The sequence below is a fragment of the Pseudomonas sp. GP01-A4 genome, assembly GCF_058780865.1.
Window position 1 is genome coordinate 57509 of sequence record NZ_JBYSWF010000029.1, and the last position, 19650, is coordinate 77158.

Consider the following 19650-nt stretch of genomic DNA (forward strand, 5'->3'; position numbering starts at 1 on the left):
GGCCAACCTGCCTAGGGCGGGATTCAAGAGGCAGCCCCATCGGGCAGAGCATTAATCAAAAAAAACATCGGCGTTCCCTCGCGCTGTGTGATCAGGCGAGGGACTTTGCAGAGGTTTGTAAGAGAAAGAAGTCAGAGCTATCCACTGCTACTGATAGGACGTTTCGCCAAATCCCCGGCTAAACCGACCCGTTTTCGTAAGCCAAATCTCAGACAAAAATAAATCCCACAAAACCCACATACGCAACAAATCCAACTTGACAGCTTCCATTCCCTTGGCGTCTATTGACGTACCCGCTGGATCATTTCGCAGATGTCCCAGGATGCTCAATGAAGACTGATACCTCACTGACCCACATGCCCAGCGTCCTGCACGCAGCCGAAAGCATCCGCCAAGGCACACTGACCCCTGTGCAACTGGTCGAGCGAAGCCTCGAAGCCATCAAAACCCACAATCCCACACTGAATGCCTTCGGCGACGTCTACACCGAATTCGCGCGGGAGCAGGCTGAAATCCTGACCGCAGAAGCGCAGGCCAACCAATTTCGTGGCCCGCTCCACGGCATCCCCTTCGGCATCAAAGACCTGTTCTCCACCGCCAATCTGCGCACCACCCGCGGTTCGCTGACCGGCCTGGACAACGTCCCCACCCAGGACGCCCCGATCATCCGCCGCCTCAAGGAGGCCGGCGCGATCATCCTCGGCAAGACCGCCACCACCGAATTCGGCTGGACCGGCGCCAGCACCTCCCGGGTTTTCGGCAATGGCCGCAACCCCTGGAACCCCCAGCTCACCAGCGGAGGATCCAGTTCCGGCTCGGCCATTGCGGTGGCAGCACGCATGGTCCCGGCCACGCTGGGTTCCGACGGCGGCGGTTCGGTGCGCATTCCCGGCGCCTTTTGCGGTGCATTCGCTCTTAAAGGCTCTCTGGGGCGCATCCCCACCTGGCCCTGGTCCGCCACTGAAATGCTCAGCCACGCCGGCCCGATCACCCGCACCGTGCGCGACAGCGCGTTACTCTTCGATATCCTCTCCGGGCCCGATCCGCTGGATCACCAGGCCTTGCCCGCGCCCACCGAGTCCTACCTGGCGCGCTGCGACCAACCGCTGGGCCCTGTGCGTGTGGCGTATTGCCCGACCTTGTTCGATACGCCGGTGGACCCGGTCATCGCCGCCACCGTCGAAGCGGCGGTGCATTACCTTGCGGATGAGCTGCCGGTCACCGTCACCACCCTGAACCTGGACTGGCAAGACCCGCTGGCCACCTTCGAAACCCTGTGGGTCGGCGGGCGCGGGATCGCTTATGGCAAATCCCTGGCCGATCGCCTCGACCAACTGGACCCGGGTTTCGCTGCGCTGATCAAGCGCTCCGCCGATTACGATCTGGCGGCCTACCTCAAGGCTGTGCAGCAACGTGCACTGTTCGCCAATCAGGTACACGCGCTGTTTAATGACTACGACGTACTGCTGATGCCGACGATGCCGATCCTGCCGTTCGCCGCCGACCGGGTTGCCCCCGAGGGCTGGCCGGGCGAGGAGGGCGCGGTGCCCTGGGCCCGCTGGACGCCGTTTACCTATCCGTTCAATATCACCGGCAACCCCGCTGCCAGCCTGCCCTGCGGCTTCAGCCCGAGCGGTTTGCCGATTGGCCTGCAGGTGATCGGCCCACGTTTTGCCGACGCCCAGGTGCTGCAATTCTGCGCGGCCGTCGAAGCCATCGCCCCCTGGGATCAGCACCTCCCCCCGATGCTGATGCCCTGATTGATTGCACCCGGAGTGGGCTCAAAAGAGAAGCCCGCCCGTGATAAACGCTTTGTGTTGTCCTGCCCTTTCACACCCTGATGAGTGAGAGGTACCCGTGACCCTGTCCATGGCTGTATTACGTTCTATGCTCCCCGCTGGACCGGCTCGCGCCGCGTTTCGCCGTGGGGCGCGCAATACCGGCCGCCTGAACCTGCCCTGGAATACCTCTTTTATGCTCAACCAGCCACGTCTCGACGAAATCATGCTCCTGCTCACCCAACACCAGCGCGTCAAGGCGTCGGACCTGGCGCAGGCGCTGTTCGTCTCCGAAGAAACCATCCGCCGCGACTTCAAGTACCTGGAAGAAGCCGGCAAGCTGCGGCGCATCCACGGCGGCGCGATCCTGCCGCGGCTCAACGAAGAACAGCCGCTGCAGGTGCGCAGCCGCATCAAGCCCCAGGCCAAGACGCGTATCGCGGTGTGTGCAGCGAAGCTGGTGAGCGAAGGCATGGTGCTGTTCCTCGACACCGGCACCTCGACCCTGGCCCTGGCCCAGCAACTGACCGCGTTCAGCCAGTTGCGCATCATCACCAACTCCCTGGACATCGCCCGCTTGATCACCGAGCAAAGCGCCAACCAGGTGCTGGTGGTGCCCGGCGATGTGCGCCGCAACGACAACGCGCTGATTGGCGCCCACACCCTGGAATTCGTCCGACAGTTCCACTACGACATTGCCTTCATGGGCATCGGCGCTGTCGACCTTGAGCTGGGGTTCATGGACTACCAGGAGCCCGAGGCGCTGCTGCGCCGGGAACTGACCAAACACAGCCTGCGCAGCGTGATCCTGGCCGATGACGCCAAGTTCGGCCACCGCACCTTTATCAATACGCTGCCGTTCAGCGCCATCACGACCCTGGTCACCAATCGTGCGCCGTCCAACGACTTTGCGACCCGCCTGGAGCAAGCCCATGTCGATATCCTTTACCCCTGAGTTGCTGGTGCCCAGTGAACAGGACCTTGAAACCTTCGAGGCGCTGTTCCGCGACACCTCGGCCATCGGCGCGACCAAGGCCGGTGGGCTGCATCGCCTCGCCGCCTCGGCCGAAGACGGCGCCGTGCGCGACCTGTTCGCGGCCTGGCTGACTGAACGCGGTTTTGACGTGCGTGTGGATGCAGTGGGTAACATGTTCGGTTTGATCACCTTTAATCCAGAAGCGCCCTACGTGCTGTGTGGTTCGCATCTGGACAGCCAGCCGAGTGCCGGGCGATTTGATGGCGTCTACGGCGTGCTGGCCGGCGCGGTCGCGGTGGCCAGCCTGGCTCGCCAACTGCGCGAGCGCGGCGAAACGCCGGCGTGCAACCTGGCGGTGGTGAACTGGACCAACGAGGAGGGCGCGCGTTTCCAGCCCAGCCTGATCGGCAGCAGCGTGTTCACCGGTGACCTGGCCCTGCAGGACGCCTGGGCCTGCCGCGATGGCGATGGCATCAGCCTCAAGCATGCGCTGCAGCAGATTGGTTATCTGGGGGAGGGCCGCGTCGAGCTGGACGTCGCCGGTTATGTGGAAATCCACGTCGAACAAGGTGATGGCCTTGAGCGCGACGGGCTGGCCATCGGTGTGGTGCGCGACACCTGGGCCGCCCTCAAGCAACGGATTCGGTTCATCGGTGAACAGAACCACACCGGCCCTACGCCCATGGCCGCGCGCAAGGACGCCTTGCTGGCCGCCGCCCACGCGATCACTGCGGTGCGGGCCGAGGCCGACCTGCACGGCGTGCAACTGCACAGCTCGGTGGGGCGCCTGGAGATCTATCCCAATTCCCCCAACGTGGTGCCTTCCAGCGTGACGTTGCATGTCGAGTACCGCTCGCCCGACACCGAATTACTGGCCGCAGCCGGTGCGCGCCTGGACGCCAGCCTCAAGGCCACCGCCAGCGCCACGTCGACTGACTACAGCATCGAAAGCCGCGCCCTGCGTGAGCCGAGCCACCTGCATCACGGTTTTGCCGAGCTGGCCTACGGCGTCGGCCAGCAACTGGGCTTGCCCATCGGCAACAGCGTCACCGTGTCAGGCCACGACGCCATCAGCCTGAGCCGGCATTACCCGGTGTGCCTGCTGTTTATCCCGAGCAGCAATGGCGTGTCCCACAACGAAGCGGAATTCACCGGCGAACAGGACATGCGCAACGGCCTGCACATGCTGACCGCGTTGCTGCACCGCGCCTGTTCTACCCCCAACGCTTACCGCTGAGGTCTGCCATGTCGAGTCGTTTGCAAGCAAAGTCACGGCTGCTGGGCGCCCTGGAGGCCGCCGGCTTGTCCGCCCATGTGGTGGTCGAAGAGGGCACCGCCGGGATTGCCTCGCCGATACGCCTGGCCACCGAGTGGGCCGGTTTTACCGTCAGCGCACCGTGGGGCCAGTGTTACGCCAAAGTCTTGCATGACGACATGCGCGCGTTGATCGACATTGAACGCACTGCCCGCGCCACCCAACTGGCAGCTGATTGCGACGTGACGCCGGGTGTGCGCCTGGTGGATGCCACGGCCGGCGTGTTGCTGCTGGATGCGTTGCCCGCCAGCGAATGGCGTTGGGCCCGCCTCGACGAATTGATGCAGCCCCGGCGCCTGCAAGCGCTCTGGGCCCTGAAGAAACAATTGCACCAAGGCACCTCGCCGGGCTTCGCCCGCTCGCCGCTGCAAGACATCCAGCACCTGCGCGAATTATGCGTGCGCTACAGCGTGGCCTTGCCCATCGACCACGCCTGGATCAGCACCTGCATTGACTTGGCCTGGACCGCGCTGCAACTGAACGCCAGCGACTCGGTGCCGCTGCACGGCGACGGCGTGGCGAGCAACGTGATGATCGGCCCGGACGGCGCCTTGCAACTGATCGACTTCGATTACGCCGGCAGTGGTGATCCCTGGTACGACGTGGCCATCAGCCTTAACGAGTTGTACGTCTTCGAAAACGACTGGCGCGAAGGCATCCATGCCTGGGCCGGCGAGTGCCGTGAAAGCGACTATGCGCGCTGCCGCTTGTACGCCTTGATCAACGATTGGTACTGGACGCTCTGGGGCCTGTGGGTCGGCGCTACCTCGGCGCGGCCGCTGGAGTTCTCCAAGGTCGGGCAGTGGACGCTGTTGCGCTGCCGCCAAAGTCTGCAAGACCCGCGGTTTGAAGGTTGGCTACGTCAGGTACAGGAGGGACAGGCATGAAAGCGTTAGGTGAGGCGTGTACGCCACAAGAGTGTCAGCTGGAAGCGGCGGTGCGCGGGGTTGCCAGTTGGGGCGGCACCGGCATTCGTTATGAACCGGTCAGCGGCGGGATTTCCAACACCAACTGGCGGGTGGAAGTGGCCGGGATCGACACTGCGTATTTCTTCAAGGTGCCGGGCGTGGGCACCGAGATGTTCATTGACCGCCGCACGGCCCACGACGCCAGCCTCAAGGCGGCGCAAACCGGCTATGGCGCGCCGGTGTTCGCATTCCTTGAAGAGTTCGGCGTGGAAGTCTTCGAGTTCATGGAGGGCTGGCGCGCCTCCTCCAACCACGACTTCCTCGACCGCGACGTGCGCCACAACGCGCTGCACGCCCTCAAGGCGTTCAACGACCAGCCGCCACTGGTGCAGACCAAGACCGTGTTCGACATGATTGCCGAGCACCAGCGGCAGGTGGAGCAACTCAACGGCTGCAAGCCCGCCGACGACGCCTGGCTGCGCCGCCAATGCGACCGCGCCCGGGGCGTGCTGCAAGCTTCCGGCATCGACCTGGCTCCCTGCATGAATGACACCCTGGCGGGTAATTTCATGCTCAACGACCGTCGGCAAATTCGTCTGGTGGACTTCGAATACGCCTCCAACAACGACCGGCATTACGAACTGGCGCTGTGGTTCGGCGAGATGTTTTTCACTGATGAAATGGAACTGGCCCTGATCGAGGATTACTTCGGCCAGGTCACCCCGCAGAACCTCGCGCGCATCAAGTTGCACAAGGCCCTGGCGGACATCAAATGGTCGACCTGGGCGATGGTGCAGCACGCGGTGTCGCAGCTGGATTTCGACTTCTACAAATACGGCACCTGGAAGCACATGCGTGCCCGCAGCATCATCAACGATTCGCAATGGGAAACCTGGCTAAGACAGGCTTGAGCCTGCGCCAGACAACAATAATGCATTGAATGAAGTCACTTGGGCGCTGATTGGTGCCTGCGTTTTCACTGCTTGATTTTTGTTTGATCACACAAAAAAACGATCCACAAATTCAAGGAGCACCCGACTCATGAAATCTGATAGCGCACCACCCGGACGCCTGAAAAGCCAACTCTTTGGCGTGTACTTTTTCCTGTTGCTGATGCTCGCCTTATTCCCGCCGTTCTATTTGAGCGTGAGCGGCAGTACCGCGTTGGTACTGGGCATACCGTTGCCGATCTTCTACTGGATCGCCATTGCGGTCCTCGCAGGCCTGGGCCTGTGGGCGTTGTACGTCGCCGAATTGAAGGCCGGCGAAATACCCGAAGAGGGGGATGCGCAATGATCAGCACCGCCAGCGATGCCAACCTCTTTATCACCTTCGGCGTCATCGGCCTGTTCCTGGCCGGGATGATCGCCGTGCTGTACGCCACCAACCGCGAGAGCACGAGTTTTTCCGATTACGCCGTAGGCGGGCGCTCCTATGGGCCGTGGTACATCGCCATGTGTTACACCAACTCGTGGTGGCCGGGCTCGACCTTTACCGCGTTTTTCGCCCTGACCATCGGCGGCGCCCTGGGCTTCTACGGCATGGTCTACGCCACCCTTGGCGTGACGGCAATGTACCTGATGGCCCGCCGCGCGTGGACCTGGGGCCAGCGTTTCAACCTGCGCACCCAGCCGGACTTGCTCGGCATGCGCTTCAACAGCCCGGTGGTCAAGCGCGTGGCCTCGATCATCGGCATCATCTCGGTATTCCCGTGGGTGGTGATGGGCATCCAGGCGTTGGCGATGTTGTTCCAGTTCGCCAGCTTCGGCCGCTGGGGCGTCACCACCTGCCTGGTCGCCGGCGTGGTGGTGGTGCTGGTGCGCCAGTACTGGACCGTGAGCATGGGCATGCGCGGGCTGATCATGACCGACATGTTCCAGGGCCTGATCGCCTATGTCGTGTGTGCGGCGCTGTGTGTGTTCCTGCTGTTCGGCGACCAGGCGTCGTTCTCCAACCTGGCGCACCTGCCGGCGAAAATGTTGCTGATTCCCGGCGCCAGCGGCACCGGTTACGGCCCGCTGTACATGTTCAGCCTGATCTTCACCGGCGTGATCGGCTCGATGTGCTGGCCCATGAGCTTCCAGCGCATCTACACCGCCAGCGGCGTCAAGGCGGTGAAGAAAGGCACGCTGTACACGATCCTGTTGGTGGGTGGTTTCTACGGGATTCTGATGCTGTTTGCCGCGGCCATCAGCCAGGACCCGAACGTCATCGCGCACCCGCAACAAGGCTGGTTCCTCTCGCTGTTCGACATCGGCGGGCCGTGGATGCTGGCGCTGGCTATCGTCATCGTACTGGCGGCGAGCATCGGCCACGTCGACGGCTGCGTGCAGGTCTGCGGCACCCAGTTCGCCAACGACCTGGCTACCTGGAACACCCCGCGTACCGATCGGCAACTGACGCTGTTGGCCAAGTCCGGGATGGTGGTGTTTATCGTTGCCGCCTCGGTGCTGGCGTACCTGACCTTTGATTACGCGCGACTGCAATTGCTGGCGCAGATTTCCTACCAGGGGATTATCCAGTTGGCGGTGCCGCTGTTCTTCGGGATCTTCAGCCGCCGCGGCAACAAGGAAGGCGCGATTGCCGGGATGCTGGCGGGGATTGTGGTGGCGATTGTGCTGACGACGATGTATCCGGACGACATTCCCGGGCTGGGGTCGTTGACCAGCGGGATTGTGGGGCTGGTGGTCAATGCGGGGATTTTTGTGGCGTGTGCATTGGTGATCAAGCCGAGTGCGCAGGAGAGTGCTCGGGTGGAGCAGTTGTTTGAGATGGCGGCGCCGGGGCACAAAGTGCCAATGGGGGCAAGGCCGGTCCTGAACTGAACCCACCTCTCAAACCCAATGTAGTTCCAATGTGGGAACGGGCTTGCTCGCGAATGCAGACTGTCAGTTAAAGCATCAGCGACTGATATACCGCATTCGCGAGCAAGCCCGCTCCCACATTTTTGATTGTGTTTCTACACAGAATTCCCGTTTTGTCGCAGGCGTTTGTAGAGGGTATTGCGGCTGACGCCAAGCTCTCTGGCCAGGTGAGAGATATTCCCGCCCACCGCCTTCAGTCGCTCATTCAGGTCCAGACTGTCATCCACTGCATCACACACCGGCACCACCCCATTCAAATCCACAAAAAAATCATCCGGCAAATGTTCCACCCGAATCGGCTGCTCTTCCGCCATGGCCAGCGCCACCTGCAACACGCTGCTCACTTGGCGCAGGTTCCCCGGCCACGGATGCTGTTCAAACAAGGCCAGCACCTCGTTACTCAACCCGGCCCACTGCGTCGGCTCGCGATGCTGTTGCCACAGCTGCTTGAACAACGCCTGTTTATCCGTGCGCTCCCGTAGCGGCGGCAGCTCCAGGGTCAGGCCACCGATGCGGTAATACAGGTCTTCGCGAAAACGCCCGAGCTGTACCTGTTCGCGCAGCGAGCGGTTGGTGGCGGAGATGATCCGCAAATCCACCGGGTACAACTCGCTGCTGCCTACAGGCTGCACACAGCGTTCCTGCAATACCCGCAACAGCCGGGCCTGGGTCGGCAGGGGCATGTCGCCGATCTCGTCGAGGAACAGCGTGCCTTTGTCTGCCTTGCGGATCAGCCCGATGCTGCCTTTCTGGTTGGCGCCGGTGAACGCGCCTTTTTCATAGCCGAACAGTTCCGACTCCACCAGCTCGGCGGGGATCGCTGCGCAGTTGACCGCGATAAACGCTTGTTGGCTGCGAGAGCTGGCCTGGTGCAGGGCTTTGACGAACACTTCCTTGCCGACACCGGTTTCACCGTGGATCAGCAACGGAATATCCTTTTCCAGCAGGCGCTCGGCCTGACGCACGGCCTTTTCCACGCGGGCATCGCCGAAGTGCAGAGTCTTGAGACTGATGGCCGTGGGGCCGGGTTCGCGGGGCTTTTTCGTTTCCACGAACACGCGAGCCTGCACTGGCGCCTGTTTCGGCCGTTTCAGCAGGCACTGGAAACGGTTGCGCCCGGCGGCTTGCAGCGAGAAGGGCAGGCCTTCGGGCTGGTTGAGCAGTTCCAGCAGCGAGACCTTGAACAGGCTGTCGATCAGCACCCGCGACAGGCTGATGCCCAGCAGGTTGTCCGCCCGGCGGTTGGCTGACAGTACCTGACCGCTTTCATCAAAAATCAGCAGTCCGGCCCACTGGCTATCGAGGTTGTTCAGCCCGGTGTTGAACGTCAGCTGGAAATGCTCACCGCGAAACAGGTTGAGGATCAGCCGGTTCTCGACGGTCTGGCTCATCATCTTGACCATGCCGAGGGTGTGGGAGGGCGGCAGGTAGCTGTCACTGGACACATCCAGCACCGCGATGATTTCCCGCTGCGCATCGAAGATCGGCGCTGCCGAGCCGGTCATGAAACGGTTGGCCTTGAGGAAGTGTTCGTCATGTTCGATATGCACTGCCTGGGCACAGGCCAGGGCGGTGCCGATGGCGTTGGTGCCGCTGGAGCGCTCCATCCAGCTGGCGCCGGCGCTGAAACCACGGGCCAGCTTGGGGTCGATAAAGCGTTGGGTGCCCCACGAAGTCAGCACCTGGCCCTGGTTGTCGGCAAGCATGATCAGGCAGTTGGAATTGCTGAGGATGTTTTCGTAGTAGGGCAGCACTTCCTGGTGGGTGGTCTGCACAAGGGAATGCTGGCTTTCCAGCAACTGGCTGACGCCGTCTGCGGGCAGTTGGTCGAAGCTCGGTGTGCTCTGGTGATCCAGGCCATAGGCCCGGCAGCGGCGCCAGGAGTCCTGGATGATGGCATCGTGCGCCAGCGGTGTGCTCATGGCGGTGACCCTTGCTTTATTGTTGTTCTGGGGTGCGGAAGGCCCGTTCAGTGTTGTTCAGAACTGTTCATTGTCAACCCGCCGATTGTTCAGTTGTTCAGCCTGACCTGTTCATTTCTGTTCAGAGGCGAATCGCTGTTTTGCCTAACTCGTTGACCGGCCTGAGGTTTGGGTTGTTGGCACGGAACTCGCTCTGTGCTCCTGCCAGAACCATTCCAATAATAAAAAGGTCGTGTCATGTCATTGACCCTGGAGCACGTCACTCGCGTTGTCGAAGGCCAAACCTGGATCGACGACGCCAACCTGCGTTTCGAAGCCGGTTCCTTCAATGTATTGCTGGGCCGCACGCTCTCCGGCAAGACCAGCCTGATGCGCCTGATGGCCGGCCTGGACAAGCCTGACAGCGGGCGCATCCTGATGAATGGCGTGGACGTCACCCAGAAGCCGGTGCGCCTGCGCAATGTGTCGATGGTCTATCAGCAGTTCATCAACTACCCGACCATGACCGTGTTCGAGAACATCGCCTCGCCGCTGCGCCAGGCCGGAGTCTCTGCCGAGCAGATCCAGAGCAAAGTCCTCGAAACCGCGAAAATGCTGCGTATCGAGAAATTCCTCCAGCGTCACCCCCTGGAACTCTCCGGCGGCCAGCAGCAACGCACCGCCATGGCCCGGGCGCTGGTCAAGGATGCCGAGCTGATTCTGTTCGATGAACCCCTGGTGAACCTGGACTACAAACTGCGCGAAGAACTGCGCCAGGAAATGCGCGAGCTGTTCAAGGCACGCCATACCATCGCGATCTACGCCACCACCGAACCCAACGAAGCCCTGGCCCTGGGCGGCACCACCACGATTCTGCATGAGGGCCGGGTGATCCAGAGCGGCAAGGCCGCCGAGGTCTATCACCAGCCACAGACCGTGCTGGCGGCCGAGCTGTTTTCCGAGCCGCCGATCAACCTGATGCCCGGGCGCATCAGTGGCAATGAAGTGAGCTTCGCCAACTTCGTGCACTTCCCGCTGAACGTCGACCTGCGGCCCATCGGTGAGGGCGAGTTTCGCTTTGGCGTGCGTCCCAGCCATATCAGCCTGGTGCCGAGCAACGACGATGACCTGGAATTGGCCGTGACCGTGGAGGTCGCCGAGATCAGTGGCTCGGAAACCTTCCTGCATGTGCGCAGCGAACACTTCCTGCTGGTGCTGCATTTGCCCGGCGTGCATGAGTACGACGTCGACGCGCCGATCCGCATCTATATCCCCACCCACAAACTGTTTGTGTTCGATGGCCAGGGACGGCTGGTCCAGGCCCCCGGCCGACGTGTCGCGAGGGTTGCCTGATGGCCGAGATCCATTTGCAGAACCTGGCCCACAGCTACAGCTCAAAGCCAAACGGCCCCGAGGACTACGCGATTCGCGAGATGAACCACGTCTGGGAGCAGGGCGGCGCCTACGCGTTGCTGGGGCCGTCGGGCTGCGGCAAGTCGACCTTGCTCAACATCATCTCCGGCCTGCTCAGCCCATCCGAAGGCCAGGTGCTGTTCGACGCCAAGGTGGTCAACGAACTGACCCCGGAAAAACGCAACATCGCCCAGGTGTTCCAGTTTCCGGTGGTGTACGACACCATGACCGTGTTCGATAACCTGGCTTTTCCCCTGCGAAACCAGGGCATGGCCGAGGCGAAAATTCACAGCAAGGTGCAGGAAATTGCCGAGGTGCTCGACCTGCAAAACCTGCTGGACAAAAAGGCCCGCAACCTCACTGCCGATGAAAAGCAGAAAGTCTCCATGGGCCGCGGCCTGGTGCGGGATGACGTGTCGGCGATCCTGTTCGACGAACCGCTGACGGTGATCGACCCGCACCTGAAATGGAAGCTGCGGCGCAAGCTCAAGCAGATCCACGAGCAGTTCAACATCACCATGGTCTACGTGACCCACGACCAACTGGAAGCCTCGACCTTCGCCGACAAGATCGCGGTGATGTATGGCGGGCAGATCGTGCAGTTCGGCACGCCCCGGGAGTTGTTCGAGCGGCCCAGCCACACCTTTGTCGGCTATTTCATCGGCAGCCCTGGGATGAATCTGATTGAGGTGCAGGCAGAGGCGGGCGGTGTGCGCTTTGCCGGGACACATCTGGCGTTGCCCGAGGCGTTGCAGCAGCGCATTGGCGAAACGCCTTACAAAAGGCTGCAGGTCGGCATCCGCCCGGAATTTATCCATGTGTGGGATGAGCACAATCCCGACGCGCTACAGGCGCAAGTCACCCATGTGGAAGACCTCGGCACCTACAAGATCATGACCCTCAACCTCGATGGCGCACCGTTGAAAGTGCGCCTGGCCGAAGACAAACCGGTGCCCGAGGGCCAGGCGTCCATCAGCTTTCCGGGGCAGTGGCTGATGGTGTATGCCGATGACTACTTGCTGGAGGTGCAGCCATGAACAAGGTGCAGAACAACAAGGCCTGGTGGCTGGTATTGCCGGTGTTCCTGCTGGTGGCCTTCAGCGCGGTGATCCCGATGATGACCGTGGTCAACTACTCGGTGCAGGACATCTTCGACCAATCCAGCCGCTACTTCGTCGGCGCCGACTGGTACAAACAGGTGCTGCTGGACCCGCGCCTGCATGACTCGCTGCTGCGTCAGTTCATCTACTCGGCGTGTGTGCTGTTGATCGAGATTCCGCTGGGCATCGCGATTGCCCTGACGATGCCCACCAAGGGCCGATGGTCGTCGCTGGTGTTGATCGTGATGGCGATTCCGCTGCTGATTCCGTGGAACGTGGTCGGCACCATCTGGCAGATCTTTGGCCGTGCCGACATTGGCCTGATGGGTTCCACGCTCAATGCGATGGGCATCAGCTACAACTACGCCGCCAACACCATGGACGCCTGGGTCACGGTGCTGGTGATGGACGTGTGGCACTGGACGTCCCTGGTGGCGCTGCTGTGTTTCTCGGGGCTGCGGGCGATCCCGGATGTGTACTACCAGGCGGCGCGGATTGATCGGGCGTCCAGTTGGGCGGTGTTCCGACATATCCAGCTGCCAAAACTGAAGAGCGTGCTGTTGATCGCGGTGATGCTGCGCTTCATGGACAGTTTCATGATCTACACCGAACCGTTTGTGCTGACGGGCGGCGGGCCAGGGAACGCCACCACCTTCCTCAGCCAGACGCTTACCCAGATGGCCGTAGGCCAATTCGACCTGGGCCCGGCGGCGGCGTTTTCGCTGGTGTACTTCCTGATCATCCTGTTGGTGTCCTGGCTGTTCTACACCGCCATGACCCACTCCGACGCCAACCGCTGAGGCCGCCAACATGAGCAAGCGCAAGGTAATCCCGCTGCTGGTCTACATCCTGTTCCTGCTGGTGCCGATCTACTGGCTGCTGAACATGTCCTTCAAGAGCAACACCGAAATCCTCGGCGGCCTGACCCTGTTTCCGCAGGACTTCACCTTCGCCAACTACAAGGTGATCTTCACCGACCCGAGCTGGTACACCGGCTACCTCAACTCGCTGTACTACGTCAGCCTCAACACCGTGATTTCCCTGAGCGTGGCGCTGCCGGCGGCCTACGCGTTCTCGCGCTACCGCTTCCTCGGCGACAAGCACTTGTTCTTCTGGTTGCTGACCAACCGCATGGCGCCGCCGGCAGTGTTTTTGCTGCCGTTCTTCCAGCTGTATTCGTCCATTGGCTTGTTCGATACGCATATCGCGGTGGCCTTGGCCCATTGCCTGTTCAACGTGCCGCTGGCGGTGTGGATTCTCGAAGGTTTCATGTCGGGCGTGCCCAAGGAAATCGACGAAACGGCCTACATCGACGGGTACAGCTTCCCCAAGTTTTTCGTGAAGATCTTCATCCCGCTGATTGGCTCGGGGATCGGCGTCACGGCGTTTTTCTGCTTCATGTTTTCCTGGGTCGAGCTCCTGCTGGCACGCACGCTGACGTCGGTGAACGCCAAACCCATCGCCGCAGTGATGACCCGTACGGTTTCGGCGTCCGGCATCGACTGGGGCGTGCTGGCGGCGGCGGGGGTGTTGACCATTTTGCCGGGCATGCTGGTGATCTGGTTCGTTCGCAACCATGTGGCCAAGGGCTTTGCCCTGGGCCGGGTCTGAGGAGTCGATGATGGAATGGATGGCCTGGACCACCCCGACTGCACTGTTCTTTGCCGCGATCGGCCTGCTGCTGGTGGGCATGACGACCTGGGAATTGCGCTCGCCGAGTATCCCCCGGCGCGGCTTTTTACCGATCAGCACCACCCGTGGTGATCGTTTGTTTATCGGTCTTCTCGGCAGCGCCTACCTGCATTTGTTGGTGATCGGCGTAACCGGCTGGAGCATCTGGGTGGCGTCCGCGCTGTCTCTGGTGTGGCTGTTGTCTGTGATGCGTTGGGGCTAGCTGCCCCTTTTGAACCCCAAAACCAGGAGGTCTCTATGTTCGATAAAAACAATAAGCTGCGACATAGCATTTCATTGGCGGCCGTGCTGGCGCTCAGCGGGCTCAGTGCTGCGGCCTGGGCGGATGCTTATGAAGACGCTGCGAAAAAATGGATCGGCAGTGAGTTCAAACCGTCGACCCTCACCGAAGCCCAGCAGCTTGAAGAGCTGAAGTGGTTTATCAAGGCCGCGGAGCCGTTTCGCGGGATGAAGATCAACGTGGTGTCGGAAACCCTCACCACCCACGAGTATGAATCCAAGGTGCTGGCCAAGGCCTTCAGCGAAATCACCGGGATCAAGCTGACCCACGACTTGCTGCAGGAAGGCGACGTGGTGGAAAAGCTGCAAACCCAGATGCAGTCCGACAAGAATATCTATGACGGCTGGGTCAACGATTCCGACTTGATCGGTACGCACTTTCGCTATGGCAAGACAGAATCCATCACCGACCTGATGGCCAACGAAGGCAAGAACTTCACTTCACCCACCCTGGACATCAAGGACTTCATCGGTATTTCGTTCACCACTGCGCCCGACGGCAAGATCTACCAATTGCCCGACCAGCAGTTCGCCAACCTGTACTGGTTCCGCGCCGACTGGTTCGAACGGGCAGACCTGAAAGCCAAGTTCAAGGAGAAGTACGGCTATGAACTCGGCGTGCCGGTGAACTGGTCGGCCTACGAAGACATCGCCAAATTCTTCAGCGAAGACGTCAAGGAAATCGACGGCAAGCGCGTCTACGGGCACATGGATTACGGCAAGAAAGACCCGTCCCTGGGCTGGCGCTTCACCGATGCCTGGTTCTCCATGGCCGGTGGCGGCGACAAGGGCCTGCCCAACGGTTTGCCGGTGGACGAATGGGGCATTCGCGTGGAGGACTGCCACCCGGTGGGCTCCAGCGTCACCCGTGGTGGCGACACCAACGGCCCGGCGGCGGTGTATGCCACGCAGAAATACGTGGACTGGATGAAAGCCTATGCACCACCGGAAGCGGCGGGCATGACCTTCTCCGAATCCGGTCCGGTGCCGTCCCAGGGCAACATCGCCCAGCAAATCTTCTGGTACACCGCGTTTACCGCCGACATGACCAAGCCGGGCCTGCCGGTGGTCAACGCCGACGGCACGCCGAAATGGCGCATGGCGCCATCACCCGTCGGGCCTTACTGGGAAAAGGGCATGAAGAAGGGCTATCAGGACGTAGGTTCCTGGACCTTCCTCAAGTCGACGCCCGAGAAGCAGAAACTGGCGGCCTGGCTGTACGCGCAGTTCGTGACCTCGAAAACCGTGTCGCTGAAGAAAACCATCGTTGGCCTGACGCCGATTCGTGAGTCTGACATCAACTCCCAGGCCATGACCGACCTGGCGCCGAAACTCGGCGGGTTGGTGGAGTTCTACCGCAGCCCGGCCCGGGTGGAGTGGACCCCGACCGGCACCAACGTGCCGGACTATCCACGGTTGGCGCAATTGTGGTGGAGCCATATTTCGGAGGCGGCCAGCGGAGAGAAGACGCCGCAGCAGGCGCTGGACGGGTTGGCCAAGGATCAGGACGCGATCATGACGCGCCTGGAACGCTCCAAGGTGCAGCCGATTTGCGGGCCGAAAATGAACGAAGAACGGGATGCGCAATACTGGTTTGACCAGCCGGGGGCGCCGAAACCGAAGCTGGCGAATGAGAAGCCGCAGGGTCAGACGGTCAGCTATAACGAGTTGCTGAAGTCGTGGGAGGCGGCGCGCAAGTAACCCAGACGCCGCAGATCAAAAATGTGGGAGCGGGCTTGCTCGCGAAGGCGGTAGATCAGTCAGCAGATATGTGACTGACAGACCGCTTTCGCGAGCAAGCCCGCTCCCACATTGGGTTTGCGGTGTTTCTGCAAGGGGGGCTATTTGGGATACAGCGGCGGCAAGCTGGTGCTGTCCCCCGCAGGGTCCTGCTCGCGCTCCGCCATCGGAATCGCCTTCACCGCCCGCCACAATTCCTCTCCCTGCCAATACTGCCCACTCTCGCTGTACAGCGCGCCGTTCAACCCATCCAGCGCATCCGACAACGGCACAAACCGCGCCGCCATATCCGCCAGGGTCTCCGGCTGCTGTCGCGCCCAGGCATCCAGCGCCTGACGCGTAGCCTGCGGGTCATTCGCCTGGCTCGCCCGCTTGAGGTCGTCCAGCAAGGTACGCGGGCTCGGGCCGGTTTGCGCGGCACGCAAAATCGCCGGCTGCCAGCGTGCACGCCACCACAAACCGAAGCCCAGCAGGGTGGTGCAGGCCAGGATCAGGCTGGTCAGTTGCCAGATCCACAGGCTGTCGTTGTCCGGCGCGGTGATCACGGTCGGGCTGGCCGGCGTGTCCACGATCAGGCTCGGGTTGGTCGCCACTTGCAGGGTGCGCGCCGGCAGGCTGGTGCGTTCCAGATGGTCTTCGTGGGTGTTCCACCACACCACGTCCACCGCCGGCAGTTCAAGCGCGCCAACGCGGTTGGGCACCAGCGCTTCGCGGTCTTCACGGCTGCCGATCAGGCCACGGTCGTTGTTCTGGTTGCTCAGCACCGGCTGGTCCGGGTAGCGGCGCAGGCCGGGGATGTCGCTCAGTGCCAGCGGTGGCAGTTGCGCGCCGGCCAGGCCTTCGGCTTTCAAGGTCAGGCTGCGGGTCAGGGAGTCGCCCACCTGTACGTGATCGGGCTCGGGGTTCCAGCTTTCCGTGAGGGTCAGGCTGCGGGCCGGCAGCCAGGGAGCATCCGCCGGGTACAGCGCAGGCTTGGCCTTGACCGTCAACGACAGCTCCGGCGAACTGACGTGAATCAGCTTGCCGGGCTTGGAACCCTGGGGGTTGTTGTCCTGGGCGGGCCGTGGCTCTACCAGGGTGGCGCTGAACGTCTGCGTCGGAATGGTCAGTGTGCCGCTGTGCTGCGGGTAGATGGCATAGCGGGTTTCGATCACACCGTGGCGGATGCCGTTGATGACTTTCTCGTAGGTGCGCGACTCGCCCAACTGCTCGATGCGCGTATCGGCGACCTGCAACGGCGTGAGGCTGCTGTCGTCATACAGCGATACCGAGTGGTAGACGCGCACGGTCAGCAACGCCTGGGCCTGGACGTAGACGCTGTCCTGGTCGAGGTTGGTTTCGATGAACACCGGGGCCAGTTGAGCCTCAGTGTTCTGGCTGACGGTTTCCACCACCTGCAGGGTGATCGGCTGGGTCTTGAGTTCGCCGATCTGCAACGGCGGAATCACCACGGTGCCGTTCTCCTTGGGCAGCAGGGTGATGATCCAGCGGGTGGTGGCGTGGTTATCGCCACCCAGGGTGGTGAGCTGGTTGATCTGGCGCGTGCCGCTCACTTCAAACAGAGGGTCCAGCGGTGCCAGGTCCGGTTTGCCGAACAGCGTGACGTCGTTGGATTCCACCGTCAGTTCCACCGTCTCCCCGGAATTGATGCGGCTGCGGTCGACACTGGCCACCAGGCCGGCGGCCTGGGCCTGGCTGGCCCACAACGCGAGGGTGAGAAGAAAGGCGGTGCAGCGGTTCATCGAGTCTTGTCCTGATGTTGTTGCTGTTCGTACCAGAATTTGCGTCGCAGCAGCTCGCCGGGGTTGTCCGGGATCTGCCGCAGCCATTGTTCCAGGGCCTGGCGCTGCTCGCCTTCAAGCGTGCCGTCGACCGGGCGCAGGGGCGGGGTGGTGGTTTGTTCATCACCCAACTCGCTGCCGGGTACCTCGTTGCTGCCGGCGTGGGGCGTGGCCCCGGTTTGCGTGTCGGTCGCGCCGGGCTGGCCCTGGCCTTGGGACGTCTGCTCGCCACCGGTGGCGGTCTGGCTGCTGGCGCCCGGTTGCGCAGTCTGGCCGGGTTGGGTGGTTTCGTCATCCTCGTTTTTTGCAGGCTTGGCCGGCTCGGTTTTTTCCGGTTCCTGTTGCATCAGGCTTTCCACCAGCGCCTTGTTCTTCAGCGCCGGCTGCAAGTCTGGCTGGGCTTCGAGGGCTTGTTCGTAGGCATCGATCGCCGCTTCCAGCTCGCCGCTTTTGGCCAGGGCATTGCCTCGATTGTAGTGGGAATAGGCGTCGCTGCCCTCGGCAAACCGTTTGGCGGCTTCGGCATAGTTGCCCGCTTCATACAGCGCGACGCCTTGCCATTGCGGGTCTTCGAAATGTTCGGCCGCTTCGGCCGGGCGTTTTTTCTTCAGCAGCAGTTGGCCCTGTTGGTCGGGGCGCAGCCACAGGTCCTGGAAGTCGAAGGCATAGCTGGGCTGCGGCGCGCCCAACAGCAGCAACGGCAGGAAGAACAGCCAGCCCCGGCGCCCGGCGCAGGCGGCCAGCAGCAATAGCGGTAAGAGCAGCCAGTAACCCTGGTCGGCCCAGGTATCGAGGTGCAGCAGTTGGCCGTCATTGCGCAGGTTTTGCGGGCCATCCAGCAGGCCGAGGTGGCGCAGGTCCTTGTCGTCCAGGCGGGCCTGGCGGTAGCGGCCACCCATTTCGCTGGCGAAGGCCTTGAGGGTCGGGCTGTCCAGGCGCGGTACGAGGATTGCGCCCTGGGCGTCCTTGAGGAACTCGCCGCTTTCCTGGGTCACCGGCGTGCCTTCGCGGCTGCCAATGCCGAGGATCGACAAGCTCGGCGCCTGGTTGCCTTGCAGCTGCAGGCGGATGCCCTGGCGTTCCTGCTTGGACAGCGACGAGCCGATCAGCAGCAGCCGGCCCTGGCCGAGGCCGCCATGCTTGAGCAGGCTCAGGGCCTTCTCCACGGCCAAGTCGGCGCGGTGGCCGGGCTCGGGCATGATCGAGGGGCGCAGGGCTTCCAGCAGGTTATGGCTGGTGGCCAGGTCGTCCGAGAGTGGCACCAGCGTATGGGCGCTGCCGGCGTAGACCACGATGGCGGTCTGCGCATCGCTGCGGGCCTGAAGCAGGTCGAACAGCTTGCGCCGTGCCTGTTCGAGGCGGCTGGGCGGGCTGTCGGTGGCGAGCATTTCCGGGGTCAGTTCCAGCAGCACCACCAGCGGGTCGGCGGGCTTCTGGCTGGACTGTTCGACGCGTTCCCAGCTCGGCCCCAGCAACGCCAGCACGGCCAGCAGCCAGGCGATGCCGAGCACCACCCACGGCGATTTGCTCTCCCGACCATTGCCGCCACTGAGCAACGCGGCGTGGAAGGCCGGCGGCAGAATCATCTGCCAGCGCCCGGCGCGTTTCTGGCGGTGCCACAACTGCCACAGCAACCAGCCGAGCAGCGGCAGCAGCAACAGCCACCAGGGGCGGAACCAGTGCGGCCACAGGGCGATCATCGACGCCTCCGCAAACGCAAGCGTTTGAGGCGTTCACGCCATTCAGGATTGGGTTGCAGGAAACGGCCCTTGCTTGAGAGTTTGCTGAACAGGCGTTGCAGGGCGTTATCCGGCCAGCGTTCCTGGATCACCAGCAGCATGCTGAGGATCAGCGCCAACGCCAGCGGCGCGCTGTACAGCGCCTGGGCGGGGCGGGCCTGGGT

The 19650-nt window shown here is 62.4% G+C and carries 16 protein-coding genes and 1 pseudogene; 13 read left to right on the plus strand and 4 right to left on the minus strand.

Translation table 11 applies throughout. The features are described from left to right. Window positions 1-356 precede the first annotated feature (356 nt). The 7 genes from AC3WKX_RS17790 to AC3WKX_RS17820 all read left to right on the plus strand — a co-directional run bounded on the left by AC3WKX_RS17790 (window position 357) and on the right by AC3WKX_RS17820 (window position 7802). Window positions 357-1760, plus strand: coding sequence for an amidase (locus AC3WKX_RS17790; protein ID WP_102604679.1), 1404 nt, complete (start codon window positions 357-359; stop codon window positions 1758-1760). 214 nt (window positions 1761-1974) lie between these two features. Further along, window positions 1975-2733 carry a DeoR/GlpR family DNA-binding transcription regulator gene (locus AC3WKX_RS17795; RefSeq protein WP_008433061.1) on the plus strand — a complete coding sequence of 253 codons (759 nt, stop codon included), beginning with the start codon at window positions 1975-1977 and terminating at the stop codon, window positions 2731-2733. After that, entirely contained in the window at window positions 2711-3991 is a 1281-nt protein-coding gene (locus AC3WKX_RS17800) for a M20 family metallo-hydrolase (protein ID WP_102604676.1), read from the plus strand. The genes AC3WKX_RS17795 and AC3WKX_RS17800 overlap by 23 nt, the downstream gene beginning before the upstream one ends. Window positions 3992-3999: 8 nt before the next feature. Next, a complete protein-coding gene (locus AC3WKX_RS17805; RefSeq protein ID WP_102604675.1) occupies window positions 4000-4956 on the plus strand; it encodes an aminoglycoside phosphotransferase family protein in 957 nt (318 codons plus the stop codon). Then, window positions 4953-5888, plus strand: a complete 936-nt coding sequence (locus AC3WKX_RS17810; protein WP_003218516.1) for a choline kinase family protein — start codon at window positions 4953-4955, stop codon at window positions 5886-5888. The genes AC3WKX_RS17805 and AC3WKX_RS17810 overlap by 4 nt, the downstream gene beginning before the upstream one ends. A 130-nt stretch (window positions 5889-6018) precedes the next feature. Further along, on the plus strand, window positions 6019-6273 hold the full coding sequence (locus AC3WKX_RS17815; RefSeq protein WP_003218518.1) for a hypothetical protein: 255 nt from the start codon (window positions 6019-6021) through the stop codon (window positions 6271-6273). Then, entirely contained in the window at window positions 6270-7802 is a 1533-nt protein-coding gene (locus AC3WKX_RS17820) for a sodium:solute symporter family protein (RefSeq protein ID WP_102604674.1), read from the plus strand. The genes AC3WKX_RS17815 and AC3WKX_RS17820 overlap by 4 nt, the downstream gene beginning before the upstream one ends. 134 nt (window positions 7803-7936) lie before the next feature. On the opposite strand, the gene AC3WKX_RS17825 is transcribed toward AC3WKX_RS17820, so the two are convergent. Next, window positions 7937-9763, minus strand: coding sequence for a sigma-54-dependent Fis family transcriptional regulator (locus tag AC3WKX_RS17825; RefSeq protein ID WP_003218521.1), 1827 nt, complete (start codon window positions 9761-9763; stop codon window positions 7937-7939). Between the two features lie 237 nt (window positions 9764-10000). On the opposite strand from AC3WKX_RS17825, the gene AC3WKX_RS17830 reads away from it, so the two are divergent. Genes AC3WKX_RS17830 through AC3WKX_RS17855 form a run of 6 tightly spaced genes read left to right on the plus strand, consistent with a single transcriptional unit; the run spans window position 10001 to window position 15927 of the window. Beyond that, entirely contained in the window at window positions 10001-11095 is a 1095-nt protein-coding gene (locus tag AC3WKX_RS17830) for an ABC transporter ATP-binding protein (RefSeq protein ID WP_003218524.1), read from the plus strand. Further along, window positions 11095-12192 carry an ABC transporter ATP-binding protein gene (locus tag AC3WKX_RS17835; protein ID WP_102369282.1) on the plus strand — a complete coding sequence of 366 codons (1098 nt, stop codon included), beginning with the start codon at window positions 11095-11097 and terminating at the stop codon, window positions 12190-12192. The genes AC3WKX_RS17830 and AC3WKX_RS17835 overlap by 1 nt, the downstream gene beginning before the upstream one ends. Continuing rightward, on the plus strand, window positions 12189-13055 hold the full coding sequence (locus AC3WKX_RS17840; protein WP_003218527.1) for a carbohydrate ABC transporter permease: 867 nt from the start codon (window positions 12189-12191) through the stop codon (window positions 13053-13055). Before AC3WKX_RS17835 ends, AC3WKX_RS17840 begins: the two co-directional genes overlap by 4 nt. Window positions 13056-13065: 10 nt before the next feature. Next, window positions 13066-13866: a carbohydrate ABC transporter permease gene (locus AC3WKX_RS17845; protein WP_008433050.1), complete on the plus strand. Its 801-nt coding sequence runs from the start codon at window positions 13066-13068 to the stop codon at window positions 13864-13866. A 10-nt stretch (window positions 13867-13876) separates the two neighbouring features. Further along, window positions 13877-14149, plus strand: a complete 273-nt coding sequence (locus AC3WKX_RS17850; protein WP_003218532.1) for a DUF2160 domain-containing protein — start codon at window positions 13877-13879, stop codon at window positions 14147-14149. A gap of 35 nt (window positions 14150-14184) precedes the next feature. Beyond that, window positions 14185-15927, plus strand: coding sequence for an ABC transporter substrate-binding protein (locus tag AC3WKX_RS17855; RefSeq protein ID WP_102604673.1), 1743 nt, complete (start codon window positions 14185-14187; stop codon window positions 15925-15927). A gap of 140 nt (window positions 15928-16067) precedes the next feature. On the opposite strand, the gene AC3WKX_RS17860 is transcribed toward AC3WKX_RS17855, so the two are convergent. From AC3WKX_RS17860 to AC3WKX_RS17870, 3 genes and pseudogenes are all read right to left on the minus strand, one after another. After that, a complete protein-coding gene (locus tag AC3WKX_RS17860) occupies window positions 16068-17708 on the minus strand; it encodes a BatD family protein (protein ID WP_102604672.1) in 1641 nt (546 codons plus the stop codon). Next, complete coding sequence (locus AC3WKX_RS17865) at window positions 17705-19447, minus strand: tetratricopeptide repeat protein (RefSeq protein WP_102604671.1); 1743 nt, start codon at window positions 19445-19447, stop codon at window positions 17705-17707. Before AC3WKX_RS17865 ends, AC3WKX_RS17860 begins: the two co-directional genes overlap by 4 nt. Continuing rightward, window positions 19444-19650, minus strand: a pseudogene (locus AC3WKX_RS17870) (BatB protein); the annotation flags it as partial. The gene AC3WKX_RS17865 and the pseudogene AC3WKX_RS17870, both read right to left, overlap by 4 nt.

Bases quoted from the DNA above. Each gene is read 5' to 3' on its own strand.
- AC3WKX_RS17810 (WP_003218516.1), top strand. From the start codon at position 4,953: ATGAAAGCGTTAGGTGAGGCGTGTACGCCACAAGAGTGTCAGCTGGAA.
- AC3WKX_RS17835 (WP_102369282.1), top strand. From the start codon at position 11,095: ATGGCCGAGATCCATTTGCAGAACCTGGCCCACAGCTACAGCTCAAAG.
- AC3WKX_RS17865 (WP_102604671.1), bottom strand. From the start codon at position 19,447: ATGATCGCCCTGTGGCCGCACTGGTTCCGCCCCTGGTGGCTGTTGCTG.
- AC3WKX_RS17840 (WP_003218527.1), top strand. From the start codon at position 12,189: ATGAACAAGGTGCAGAACAACAAGGCCTGGTGGCTGGTATTGCCGGTG.
- AC3WKX_RS17845 (WP_008433050.1), top strand. From the start codon at position 13,066: ATGAGCAAGCGCAAGGTAATCCCGCTGCTGGTCTACATCCTGTTCCTG.
- AC3WKX_RS17850 (WP_003218532.1), top strand. From the start codon at position 13,877: ATGGAATGGATGGCCTGGACCACCCCGACTGCACTGTTCTTTGCCGCG.
- AC3WKX_RS17815 (WP_003218518.1), top strand. From the start codon at position 6,019: ATGAAATCTGATAGCGCACCACCCGGACGCCTGAAAAGCCAACTCTTT.
- AC3WKX_RS17820 (WP_102604674.1), top strand. From the start codon at position 6,270: ATGATCAGCACCGCCAGCGATGCCAACCTCTTTATCACCTTCGGCGTC.
- AC3WKX_RS17800 (WP_102604676.1), top strand. From the start codon at position 2,711: ATGTCGATATCCTTTACCCCTGAGTTGCTGGTGCCCAGTGAACAGGAC.
- AC3WKX_RS17860 (WP_102604672.1), bottom strand. From the start codon at position 17,708: ATGAACCGCTGCACCGCCTTTCTTCTCACCCTCGCGTTGTGGGCCAGC.
- AC3WKX_RS17805 (WP_102604675.1), top strand. From the start codon at position 4,000: ATGTCGAGTCGTTTGCAAGCAAAGTCACGGCTGCTGGGCGCCCTGGAG.
- AC3WKX_RS17855 (WP_102604673.1), top strand. From the start codon at position 14,185: ATGTTCGATAAAAACAATAAGCTGCGACATAGCATTTCATTGGCGGCC.
- AC3WKX_RS17790 (WP_102604679.1), top strand. From the start codon at position 357: ATGCCCAGCGTCCTGCACGCAGCCGAAAGCATCCGCCAAGGCACACTG.
- AC3WKX_RS17795 (WP_008433061.1), top strand. From the start codon at position 1,975: ATGCTCAACCAGCCACGTCTCGACGAAATCATGCTCCTGCTCACCCAA.
- AC3WKX_RS17825 (WP_003218521.1), bottom strand. From the start codon at position 9,763: ATGAGCACACCGCTGGCGCACGATGCCATCATCCAGGACTCCTGGCGC.
- AC3WKX_RS17830 (WP_003218524.1), top strand. From the start codon at position 10,001: ATGTCATTGACCCTGGAGCACGTCACTCGCGTTGTCGAAGGCCAAACC.